Genomic DNA, 10,326 nt, shown 5'->3' on the forward strand with positions numbered 1-10,326 from the left:
AGAAACCGGAGAACTAGGACAGGTGCGCCTGGACCTCGGCGGCCGCCTCGTCGCCGTAGGCCTTGGTGAAGCGCTCCATGAAGTGGCCGCGGCGCAGCTCGTACTCCTGGGTGCCCAGGGTCTCGATGACGAGGGTGGCGAGCATGCAGCCGAGCTGGGCGGCGCGCTCCAGGGAGAGCTCCCAGGTCAGGCCCGCGAGGAAGCCGGCGCGGAAGGCGTCGCCGACGCCCGTCGGGTCGACCTTGGCCTCTTCCTGGGCGCAGCCGACCTCGATGGCGGGCTCGCCCGCGCGCTCGATGCGCACGCCCTGCGCGCCGAGGGTGGTGACGCGGGTGCCGACCTTGGCCAGGATCTCGTCCGCCGACCAGCCGGTCTTGGACTCGATGAGGGCCTTCTCGTACTCGTTGGTGAAGAGGTAGGTGGCGCCCTCGACGAGGACGCGGATGTCGTCGCCGTCCATGCGGGCCAGCTGCTGGGAGGGGTCGGCGGCGAAGGGGATGCCCCGCGAGCGGCACTCCTCGGTGTGGCGGATCATCGCCTCGGGGTCGTCGGCGCCGATCAGGACCAGGTCCAGGCCGCCGACGCGGTCGGCGACGGGCTGCAGCTCGATCTGGCGGGCCTCGCTCATCGCGCCGGTGTAGAACGACGCGATCTGGTTGTGGTCGGTGTCCGTGGTGCAGACGAAGCGCGCGGTGTGCAGGACCTCGGAGATGCGCACCGAGTCGGTGTCCACGCCGTGCCGCTCGAGCCAGGCGCGGTACTCGGCGAAGTCGGCGCCGGCGGCGCCCACCAGGATCGGGTGCAGGCCGAGCAGGCCCATGCCGAAGCAGATGTTGGGGGCGACACCGCCGCGGCGGACGTCGAGGTCGTCGACGAGGAAGGAGAGCGAGACGGTGTGCAGCTGGTCCGCCACGAGCTGATCGGCGAAACGGCCGGGGAACGTCATCAGGTGGTCGGTGGCGATGGAACCGGTGACAGCGATACGCACGGCGGTTCTGCTCCTGCGGGGCGAGTGGGCGGGCGGAGTGGTGGAAACAAGACGAGCCACACCACGCTACCGGGTCCGGATATCGCACCTGGGTACGGTTTCGGCCACCGTCCGGACAAAATTACCAAATAGTAGCCCTTTCATCGTGCGTCGCGGGCTGCATACGGTGCCGTCATGCCGAACCCTGTGAAGGACGTCACTTTCTCCGACTCCGAGCCCGAGTCCCTGGCGGAGCTGCGCGGGCTGTGCGCGCGCATGTCCCCGCACTGGACGGGCGGCTCCGGGCAGCGGCAGGTCGCCGCGGCCGCGCCGCCGTCGTGGATCAGGGGGGTCTCGGTGCCGGCGGGGTCGGCGCGGCTGATCGACGGAATGTCGGAGTACGGCGACTGACGCCGGAGTAGGCGCCCGGCAGAGCCGGGGCGACCGGCCCGTCCTGTGGGCACGCGCCCCGGTGGAACCACTCGCTCCTGCGCTCCGTCCAAGCGGCGTCCCCCTCGCGGGGGATGCGGCACTACGGACTTTTGGGCGGAGCGAAGGAGCGATGTGGTGAGCACCGAGGGCGGCAGCCCCGAAGGCAAGCAGCAGCGGAAGCGGTCCCGGCTCGCGGTCGCGTCGGTCGCGGCGGCGGTGCTGCTGGCCGGTGGCGGCGGGGCGTACTGGGCGGCCACGGCCTCGGAGGGCGACGGCGGCAAGGGCGGCGGTACGGCGGGCGGCGAGAGCTCACCACCACCCCTCGCGCTGGACGTGCCGTCCGCGGGCGGCCCCGCCGGTTCCCCGCACCAGGGGATCGCGGTGGGCGAACCGGACCCCGGCGGCGTGCGCTACCGCGCCGAGGGGAAGCTGCCCGACGGGCCGCGGACGGCGCCGGTGCGGCTGCCGAAGGGCGAGGTGAGCCGCGAGGACGTGGCCCGGCTCGCCGAGGCCCTGCACGTGCCGGGCACCCCCGCCGAGGACGGGGACGTGTGGCGGGTGGGCGGCTCTCCCGGGGCGGACGAGCCGGTCCTGCGCGTGGCCCGCAAGGGCCCGGGCAACTGGTCTTTCGCGCGCTTCGGCAACGCCGGCAAGGGCTGCGCGCACCCGCCGGGCTCGGGGCCGCGCACGGACCCCGCGGCGGACCTCTCCCCCGGCACCCCCGCCCCCTGCCCGCCGCAGGAGGGCAAGGCCTCGGACGGGCAGCCGCCCGTGCCGGAGGAGAAGGCGAAGGGCGCCGCCGCGCCCGTGCTGAAGGCGCTCGGCCAGGACGGCTCGAAGGTGGACGCTTCGGCGCTCTTCGGCGCCGTACGGACGGTCAACGCCGATCCCGTCCTGGACGGCCTGCCCGCCTACGGCTGGCGGACGACCCTCGACGTCGGCTCGGACGCGCAGATCGTGCGCGGCAGCGGTCAGCTGCAGCTCCCGCCGAAGGGCGCCGCGTACCCGGTGGTGACGGCGGACGAGGCGCTGAAGGAGCTGAACAAGGGGGGCGGCGGCACCGGTGGCGGCGGGATCGGCGGCTGCGCCTCGCCCGTCCCGCACGACGGCTCGGACGTGCCGGGCGGCTTCACGCCGCCCTGCCCGCCGAAGCAGGCGCCGCGCGAGCCGGCGGTGGTGACGGGTGCGGCGTTCGGCCTGTCGGCGCAGTCGGTGGCCGGGCGGCAGGCGCTGGTGCCGTCGTGGCTGTTCCAGGTACGCCTGCCGGGTGCGGAGAAGGGGGCCTCGGTCACCGTCGCGCAGCCCGCGGTGGACCCGAAGTTCGTGGCGAAGCCCTCACCGGCGCCGCAGCGCTCCGAGAGCCCCGGGAAGGACGCGGCGAAGTCGTCCCCCGTGCGCGTGACGGCGTACAGCGCGGAGGACAAGAAGCTCGTCCTGCACTTCTGGGGCGGGGTGTGCCGGAACTACGCGGTCTCCGCCGAGCAGTCCTCCGCCGCGGTGACGGTCAAGGTCACCGGTACGGAGAAGCAGCCGGGCCGGGAGTGCGTGCTGATGGCCAAGAAGTTCGACGAGACCGTGACGCTGGACGAACCCCTGGGCGACCGGAAGGTCGTGGACGCCTCGACCGGGGAGCCGGTGGCGCAGCAGCAGGAGAAGTGAGCGGGCCGGCCGCGCGGGAGCGCCGGTAGCCGCAGACACCGCGAAGGCGGTGGTCCCGGAGGGGACCACCGCCTTCGCGGTGACGGGTGGGTGACGACTTAGCTGAAGGAGTCACCGCAGGCGCAGGAACCCGTGGCGTTCGGGTTGTCGATCGTGAAGCCCTGCTTCTCGATGGTGTCGACGAAGTCGATGGAGGCGCCGCCCAGGTACGGGGCGCTCATGCGGTCGGTGACGACCTTGACACCGTCGAAGTCCTTGACGACGTCACCGTCGAGCGAGCGCTCGTCGAAGAAGAGCTGGTACCGCAGACCGGAGCAGCCGCCGGGCTGGACGGCGACGCGCAGCGCGAGGTCGTCACGGCCTTCCTGCTCCAGCAGCGCCTTGACCTTGGCGGCGGCGGCGTCGGACAGGAGGATGCCGTCGCTCACAGTGGTCTTCTCGTCCTGAACGGACATCTGCTTCACTCCCGGGTTTGTGCGGACTGCTTGCCCTCGGCTGCAACCGCCGGTCTCCCGGATTCATTCCGGGCCTGCTGCGGTGTGTTTCCGCCTTTCATGCTCGCACACCGTTCGCCGGATCGGGAATGTGTCACATCGACGCGATCACCATCGTCAAAGTGACGCGAAGCGGTTATGATAGATAGCGTCATTTTGACGACAAGGCCCTTTCCGGCCGTCCCGCAGAACAGAAAGGGTGCGTGACGTGACCACCGCCCAGCCCTTGGATGTCCAGCCCACCCCGCTTGCGCTGCTGCTGCTCGGCCGCGAGGCCGACCCGAAGAGCGAGCGCGGTGTGGAGTGCCCCGGCGACCTGCCGGCGGCCTCCGACCCGGACCTGGTGGAGCGCGCCCGAGCGGCCAAGGCGAAGCTCGGGGACAAGGTCTTCGTGCTCGGCCACCACTACCAGCGCGACGAGGTCATCGAGTTCGCGGACGTCACCGGCGACTCCTTCAAGCTCGCCCGCGACGCCGCCGCCCGGCCCGACGCCGAGTACATCGTCTTCTGCGGCGTGCACTTCATGGCCGAGTCCGCGGACATCCTGACCACCGGTGACCAGCAGGTCGTCCTGCCGGACCTCGCGGCCGGCTGCTCCATGGCCGACATGGCCACCGCCGAGCAGGTCGCCGAGTGCTGGGACGTGCTGACCGAGGCCGGCATCGCCGAGGTGACCGTCCCCGTCTCGTACATGAACTCCTCCGCCGACATCAAGGCCTTCACCGGCAAGCACGGCGGCACCATCTGCACCTCCTCCAACGCCGAGCGCGCCCTGACCTGGGCGTTCGAGCAGGGCGAGAAGATCCTTTTCCTTCCCGACCAGCACCTCGGGCGCAACACGGCCGTCCGCGACCTCGGGATGTCCCTGGAGGACTGCGTCGTCTACAACCCGCACAAGCCGAACGGCGGCCTGACCGCCGAGGAGCTGCGCGGCGCGAAGATGATCCTGTGGCGCGGGCACTGCTCCGTGCACGGCCGCTTCTCGCTCGACTCGGTCAACGACGTGCGCGAGCGCATCCCGGGCGTCAACGTCCTGGTGCACCCCGAGTGCAAGCACGAGGTCGTCGCCGCGGCCGACTACGTCGGGTCGACGGAGTACATCATCAAGACCCTGGAGGCGGCCCCGGCCGGCTCCAAGTGGGCCATCGGCACGGAGCTGAACCTGGTCCGCCGTCTGGCGAATCGATTCGCCGACGAGGGCAAGGAGATCGTCTTCCTCGACAAGACGGTCTGCTTCTGCTCGACGATGAACCGGATCGACCTGCCGCACCTGGTGTGGGCGCTGGAGTCCCTCGCCGACGGCAAGGTCGTCAACCGCATCGAGGTCGACCCCGAGGTCGCGGCGTTCTCCAAGCTCGCGCTGGAGCGGATGCTGGCGCTGCCGTAGCCGCGCCGCGGCCGGCCGCAGCCGCACTGCGGCCGCCGGTGCGGGGCCCTCGCAAAGGGCCCCGCTCCGGCTAGTCCGCCCTCGGCCGGACCAGGCCCGACTCGTAGGCGATGACGACGAGTTGGGCCCGGTCCCGCGCCCCCAGCTTCGCCATCGCACGGTTGACGTGCGTCTTGACGGTCAGCGGGCTGACCTCCAGCCGCTCGCCGATCTCGTCGTTGGACAGCCCGCCCGCCACCTGGACGAGCACCTCCCGCTCGCGGCCGGTCAGCGCGTCCAGCCGCAGGGCCCGGCCGCCCGCCGGGCGCTCGGGCTCCCCCGGCTGCGCGAGGAACCTCGCGATCAGCCCCTTCGTCGCCGCGGGCGACAGCAGCGCCTCCCCCGCCCGCGCGATCCGGATCGCCGACAGCAGCTCCTCCGGCTCGGCGCCCTTGCCGAGGAACCCGGAGGCGCCCGCCCGCAGCGACTGCACCACGTACTCGTCGACCTCGAACGTCGTCAGCATCACCACGCGGACGTCCGCGAGGGCCGGGTCGGAGCAGATCGCCCGGGTGGCGGCCAGGCCGTCCGTGCCGGGCATCCGGATGTCCATCAGGACCACGTCCGGGGCCAGGCTGCGGGCCAGTTCCAGGGCCTCGGCGCCGTCGGCCGCCTCCCCCACGACGCTCATGTCCGGCTCGGAGTTCACCAGGACGCGGAACGCGCTGCGCAGCAGGGCCTGGTCGTCGGCGAGCAGGACGCGGATGACGGGACGGTCGGGGGCGGTCATGGGCCCCAGCGTACGGAGCCCTCAGCGCAGCGTGAGCGCCTGTCCCGCCACCACCAGCAGGACGTGCTCGCACTCCCCGGCCACCGCCGCGTTCAGCCGGCCCAGCTCGTCGCGGAAGCGCCGCCCCGACGCCGTCGCCGGGACGACGCCCGACCCCACCTCGTTGCTCACCGCCACGACCGTGCGCCGCGTGGCCCGCACGGCCGCCACCAGCTCCGCGACCCGCGCCGCCAGGGCGTCCGCGCCGCCGTCGGCCCACGACTCGTCGTCCCACGCCCCGACCGAGTCCATCGCGTCCGTCAGCCACAGCGACAGGCAGTCCAGCAGCAGCGGCGGGCCCTCCTCGGCCAGCAGGGGCACCAGGTCGCAGGTCTCGGCCGTGCGCCACGAGCCGGGCCGGCGCTCGCGGTGCAGAGCCACCCGCGCCGACCAGTCGGCGTCGCCCGGGCGCGTACCGCCCGTGGCCACGTAGAGCACGTCCGGGAACGCCTCCAGGCGCCGCTCGGCCTCCACGGACTTGCCCGAGCGGGCGCCGCCCAGCACCAGGGTGCGCCGCGGCAGGTCCGGCACCGCGTGGTAGTCGCCGACGACCAGCGTCGTGCCGTCGGCCACCGTGCGGGCGCCGGCCGCGGCCAGCTGCCGGTGCAGCTCGCGCCCCGGCGGCACGTCGTGGTCGAGGTGCACGGCGAGCACGTCCGTCGTGGCCGTGACGGCGCCCGCCGAGCGCAGCCGGGCCAGCGCGTCCGGCCGGCCGAGGACGTCGAGGAGCACCATGTCGTACGGGCCGCCCGCGCGGTCGGGGCCCGGGCCCGGCCCGTTCAGGCCGGCGGGAGCCGCGCCCGGCGGCAGGTAGAGCAGGCGCTCGCCGTCCGCGGCGGTCACCTCGTACCCCGTCCCCGGCGCGTCCAGGGCCACCGCCCGGATCCGGTGGCCGCTGATCACGGCCAGCTCCCGGCCGTCCGGCACCCGCACCGGCGCGGGCAGGCCCGCCGGGAACTCGAAGGCCGGCCCGTCGTGCGGGTGGGAGAGCAGGACCTGCCGGACCCCCGCGATGCTCCGCCCCGCGCGGGCCGCGGCGAAGGCCGGCCCCGGGGTGAGGTCCAGCAGCAGCGCCCCGTCGACGAGGACCGCGGTCGCGGCCCGCGCCTCGTCGCCCACGGCGGTGGCGCAGGAGGCACAGGGGCAGTCGGGGCGGGGGAACCCTTCGGGGGCTCCGGTGCCGAGCAGTGTCAGTTCCACGCACTGATCGTCTCGCGTCCGCGCGCGGCGGGCGCGCGGGGCTCACCCTTTCTCGTCGCCGACGGGCCGTTAGGCTGCGCAGCGCAGGACGTATCCAGGACGTGGCACACGACTGACGGAGGCGGACATGGCGTGGGTGTGGCGGTTCGAGAGGGCCGACGGGACGGAGACGTCCCCGGCGGTGGAGCCGGAGGAGTTCAGCACGCAGGGGGACGCCGAGTCGTGGATCGGCGAGGTGTGGAAGGACCTCCTGGACGGCGGCGCGGAGCAGGTGACGCTGTTCGAGGACAACGAGAAGATCTACGGGATGAGCCTGCGCGCGGCGGCCGAGAGCTGACCTCCGTCGCGGCGCACCGCCTGCCGCCCCTCGCGCGGGGCGGCAGGCGGTCGCCTCAGATCTCGCCGAGGTTCACGGTGGTGGTGTGCTCGGTGCCGTCCCGGTCGTAGGACACCTCGGTCCGGTCGCCGGGCTTGAGGCCCGCGAGCGCCTCGGACAGCGACTGCATCGTGGCGATGTCCTTCCCGCCCACGGCGGTGATCACGTCCCCGGCCCGCAGGCCCGCCCGGTCGGCGGGACCGCCCTGGGTGACGGAGACGACCGCGACGCCCGCCGGGGCGAAGTCCGGGCCGACGATCGTACGGCCCGTGATGCCGAGCGCGGCCCGGCCCGAATCGGTGACCCGGCCGCTCCTGACGATCTGGCCCGCGACGGTGCGGACGGTCACGGCGGGGATCGCGAAGCCGATGCCGGGCGCCGGGCCCTGGCCGAGCTCCGGGTCGGTCGCGGCGAGGGTGGGGATGCCGATCACCTGGCCCGCGAGGTTGACGAGGGCGCCGCCGCTGTTGCCCGGGTTGATGGCCGCGGACGTCTGCACCATGTTGGCGATGGTGGCGCCCGTGCCGCCGCCGCTGCGGCCGGAGCTCACGGTGCGGCCCACGGCCGAGACGATGCCCTGGGTGACGCTGCTGGACAGGCCCAGCGGATTGCCCATGGCGAGGACGATCTGGCCGACCTCGACCTTCGCGGAGTCGCCGAAGGTGGCGGGCTTGAGGCTCTTGGGGACGTCGTCGAGCCGGACGACGGCCAGGTCCTGCTCGGGATAGCTGGCCACGAGCCGCGCGCCGACCGGGCCGCCGCCCGTGGCCAGGGTGACCTTGAAGGACTGCGCGGAGCCGACGACGTGGGCGTTGGTGACGATGTGGCCCTTGTCGTCGTAGACGACGCCCGAGCCCAGGCTGTCGCCCGCCGTGATCTGCACGACGGACGGCAGGACGTCCTTGACGACCTTCTCGTAGGCGGCCTGGAGGTCCCCGGCGGACCCCGGGACGGTCGGCGCCCCGGAGACGGCGGGCGCCTTCTGCGGCCCCTCCTTCTCCGCGGTACGGGGCGAGGTGGTGGAGCAGCCGGCGCTCAGCACGGCGGCGCAGCAGACGAGGGCGGTCAGGAGGAACGTGGCACGGGCGTGGGCGCGTGAGCCATCCATGCTCGGAGTATCGCCCGTACGAGCGGGCCTGTCCCGGCCGGGCCTACGAACGGGTGGTGGTGGGCGAGCGCGGTTCGGGGCGCCCCGGGCGGGGCGGGGCCTCGCGACCGGGGCCGACCCGGCTCGGGGTGACCGCGGCGGGCACACGGGCGGTTCGGCACCGCCGGGTACCTCCGGTGGGGGTTACACACCGCGGCGGCGGACCGTGAAGGCCAGGGCCTTCGACCGGGCGCAGTGAATCCGCCGCCGCGGCGCTCGGCCCCCACCGGGGGGACCGGCGGTGCCGAGCGGGCCGGCATGGAGGGTGCGCCGCGCGACGGGGCGCGGGCCGCGGGACAACCGGGGCCGTTAGCCCCGGACGCCGCACAGGTGGAGCAGGGCCGCCACCGCGCGGTACGGGTCCGTGCGGCCGGCGCGGGTCTCCGCGAGGAGGAGGCGTTCCAGTTCCGGGCCGGCGGGCGGTTCGCGGCCGTCGAGCGCCTGGTCGGTGAAGACCCGCACGCCGTACCAGGTGTGCAGCGGCGCCCCGATCCCGGCGAGCGTCGCCGTCAGGGCCTCCCGGCGGTCGGCGCGGGCTTCCAGGCCGATGCGGTTGGTGTAGACGGGCGAGTCGAAGGCCGCGAGGGCGGTGTCCCAGTCGCCGGCGAGGCCCGGCCGCATGGCCAGGGCGTCGGCGTTGCGCACGAGGAGGGACAGCAGGCCGCCGGGGGCGAGCACGCGGGCCAGGCCGGCGAGCATGGGGTCCGGCTCGGGCACGTACATCAGGACGCCGTGGCAGAGCACGATGTCGAAGGAGCCCGGGGTGAAGTGGGCGCCGGTCTCGCGGCCGTCGCCCTGGACGAGCCGCACCCGCTCCCGGATGCCCTCGGGCTCGGCGGCCAGCGCCTCATGGAGCGCGCCGAGCATCACGGGGTCGGGCTCCAGGCCGGTGACCTCGTGGCCGGCGCGGGCCAGCCGGAGGGCCTGCGTGCCCTGGCCGGGCCCGACGTCGAGGATGCGCAGCCGCCGCCCGACGGGGTAGCGGGCGCTTATCTGCTCGTCGAGCTGGCGGGCGACGAGCTCCTGCCGGACGGTATTCCGTAAGCCGCCGAGGCCCCCGAGCCACCCCTCCGCGCCGGCGCCGAAGCCGGGCGCGAAGGCGCTCAGGGCTTCTCCCCGCGCTTGACCTTCGGCTTGGGCAGGCGCAGCCGGCGCATCTGGAGCGTGCGCATGATGGCGTAGGCCACCGCGCCGCGCGTGTTCTCGTCGGGGAAGCGCTGCTTGAGGGCGCGCTTGAGGGAGAGGCCGGTGACCGCCGAGTTGATGACGATCAGGCCGATCACGACCATCCACGCGAGGAGCACGTACGTCTGGAACGCGCCCTTGTTGATCATGCTGAGGATCAGGATGAGGACGGCGAGCGGCAGGAAGAACTCGGCCACCGAGTACCGCGAGTCCACGAAGTCGCGCGCGAAGCGGCGGACGGGACCCTTGTCGCGGACGGGCAGGTAGCGCTCGTCGCCGTTGGCGAGGGCCTCGCGCTGCTTGGCGAGGTCGGCCCGGCGGGTCTCGCGGGCGCGCTTGGCGGCGTCCTTGCGGTTGGCGGGCGTGTGCGCCATGGCGCGGCGCTGGGAGTTCGCCTCACTGCGCTTGGGGGTCGGGCGGCCCTTGGGGGCCTGCGGGTCACGGGGCTGCTGGGACGTCTCAGGCCGGCCCGCGGTCACCTTGGCGGCGGCGGCCTGCTCATCCTTGGAAGTGGAACGGCTTCGGAACACGAAACCCAAGGGTACGGGGTGAGGGGAGCGGGCGGCCGCCCGTCCGGGGGAACGATCCGGCAACGGCGGCCGTTGCCCCTGTTGTTCCACCGTTTGTTCCGCCGTTTGTTCCCCCCTTCCTCCCCGGGCCCCTCCCCGGAG

General features: G+C 73.8%; 11 protein-coding genes. 4 read left to right on the top strand and 7 right to left on the bottom strand.

Going from position 1 to position 10,326, the window contains the following annotated elements:
• Nucleotides 1-13: 13 nt before the first annotated feature.
• A complete protein-coding gene (locus ACSNOG_RS10145; protein ID WP_436752246.1) occupies nucleotides 14-988 on the bottom strand; it encodes a carbohydrate kinase family protein in 975 nt (324 codons plus the stop codon).
• Nucleotides 989-1,162: 174 nt separating this feature from the next.
• Between ACSNOG_RS10145 and ACSNOG_RS10150 the strand changes: the two genes are divergently transcribed.
• Both ACSNOG_RS10150 and ACSNOG_RS10155 read left to right on the top strand, forming a co-directional pair.
• Nucleotides 1,163-1,378 carry a hypothetical protein gene (locus tag ACSNOG_RS10150; protein WP_436752247.1) on the top strand — a complete coding sequence of 72 codons (216 nt, stop codon included), beginning with the start codon at nucleotides 1,163-1,165 and terminating at the stop codon, nucleotides 1,376-1,378.
• A gap of 156 nt (nucleotides 1,379-1,534) precedes the next feature.
• Nucleotides 1,535-3,058: a hypothetical protein gene (locus ACSNOG_RS10155; protein ID WP_436752248.1), complete on the top strand. Its 1,524-nt coding sequence runs from the start codon at nucleotides 1,535-1,537 to the stop codon at nucleotides 3,056-3,058.
• 98 nt (nucleotides 3,059-3,156) lie between these two features.
• Here the strand turns inward: ACSNOG_RS10155 and ACSNOG_RS10160 are convergent, their stop codons facing one another.
• On the bottom strand, nucleotides 3,157-3,513 hold the full coding sequence (locus ACSNOG_RS10160; protein ID WP_058044766.1) for a HesB/IscA family protein: 357 nt from the start codon (nucleotides 3,511-3,513) through the stop codon (nucleotides 3,157-3,159).
• Between the two features lie 247 nt (nucleotides 3,514-3,760).
• Between ACSNOG_RS10160 and nadA the strand changes: the two genes are divergently transcribed.
• Nucleotides 3,761-4,939, top strand: a complete 1,179-nt coding sequence (gene nadA / locus ACSNOG_RS10165) for a quinolinate synthase NadA (RefSeq protein ID WP_436752249.1) — start codon at nucleotides 3,761-3,763, stop codon at nucleotides 4,937-4,939.
• 70 nt (nucleotides 4,940-5,009) lie between these two features.
• Here the strand turns inward: nadA and ACSNOG_RS10170 are convergent, their stop codons facing one another.
• Both ACSNOG_RS10170 and ACSNOG_RS10175 read right to left on the bottom strand, forming a co-directional pair.
• Nucleotides 5,010-5,708 carry a response regulator gene (locus ACSNOG_RS10170; protein WP_436752250.1) on the bottom strand — a complete coding sequence of 233 codons (699 nt, stop codon included), beginning with the start codon at nucleotides 5,706-5,708 and terminating at the stop codon, nucleotides 5,010-5,012.
• A gap of 21 nt (nucleotides 5,709-5,729) precedes the next feature.
• Nucleotides 5,730-6,947 (bottom strand): bifunctional adenosylcobinamide kinase/adenosylcobinamide-phosphate guanylyltransferase, encoded by a 1,218-nt coding sequence (locus ACSNOG_RS10175; RefSeq protein WP_436752251.1) that lies wholly within the window; start codon nucleotides 6,945-6,947, stop codon nucleotides 5,730-5,732.
• 127 nt (nucleotides 6,948-7,074) lie between these two features.
• On the opposite strand from ACSNOG_RS10175, the gene ACSNOG_RS10180 reads away from it, so the two are divergent.
• Nucleotides 7,075-7,284 (top strand): hypothetical protein, encoded by a 210-nt coding sequence (locus ACSNOG_RS10180; protein WP_436752252.1) that lies wholly within the window; start codon nucleotides 7,075-7,077, stop codon nucleotides 7,282-7,284.
• A gap of 55 nt (nucleotides 7,285-7,339) precedes the next feature.
• Here ACSNOG_RS10180 and ACSNOG_RS10185 read toward each other — a convergent pair whose 3' ends face one another.
• From ACSNOG_RS10185 to ACSNOG_RS10195, 3 genes are all read right to left on the bottom strand, one after another.
• Nucleotides 7,340-8,431: a S1C family serine protease gene (locus ACSNOG_RS10185; RefSeq protein ID WP_436752253.1), complete on the bottom strand. Its 1,092-nt coding sequence runs from the start codon at nucleotides 8,429-8,431 to the stop codon at nucleotides 7,340-7,342.
• A 348-nt stretch (nucleotides 8,432-8,779) separates the two neighbouring features.
• Entirely contained in the window at nucleotides 8,780-9,463 is a 684-nt protein-coding gene (locus tag ACSNOG_RS10190) for a methyltransferase domain-containing protein (RefSeq protein WP_436752256.1), read from the bottom strand.
• A 110-nt stretch (nucleotides 9,464-9,573) separates the two neighbouring features.
• Complete coding sequence (locus ACSNOG_RS10195; protein WP_436752254.1) at nucleotides 9,574-10,185, bottom strand: DUF3043 domain-containing protein; 612 nt, start codon at nucleotides 10,183-10,185, stop codon at nucleotides 9,574-9,576.
• Nucleotides 10,186-10,326: the final 141 nt, after the last annotated feature.

Source organism: Streptomyces sp. URMC 124, assembly GCF_051386455.1.
Lineage (GTDB): Bacteria > Actinomycetota > Actinomycetes > Streptomycetales > Streptomycetaceae > Streptomyces.

Coding starts and splice junctions, on each gene's coding strand:
- ACSNOG_RS10150 (WP_436752247.1), top strand. CDS start 1,163: ATGCCGAACCCTGTGAAGGACGTCACTTTCTCCGACTCCGAGCCCGAG.
- ACSNOG_RS10160 (WP_058044766.1), bottom strand. CDS start 3,513: ATGTCCGTTCAGGACGAGAAGACCACTGTGAGCGACGGCATCCTCCTG.
- ACSNOG_RS10170 (WP_436752250.1), bottom strand. CDS start 5,708: ATGACCGCCCCCGACCGTCCCGTCATCCGCGTCCTGCTCGCCGACGAC.
- ACSNOG_RS10180 (WP_436752252.1), top strand. CDS start 7,075: ATGGCGTGGGTGTGGCGGTTCGAGAGGGCCGACGGGACGGAGACGTCC.
- ACSNOG_RS10185 (WP_436752253.1), bottom strand. CDS start 8,431: ATGGATGGCTCACGCGCCCACGCCCGTGCCACGTTCCTCCTGACCGCC.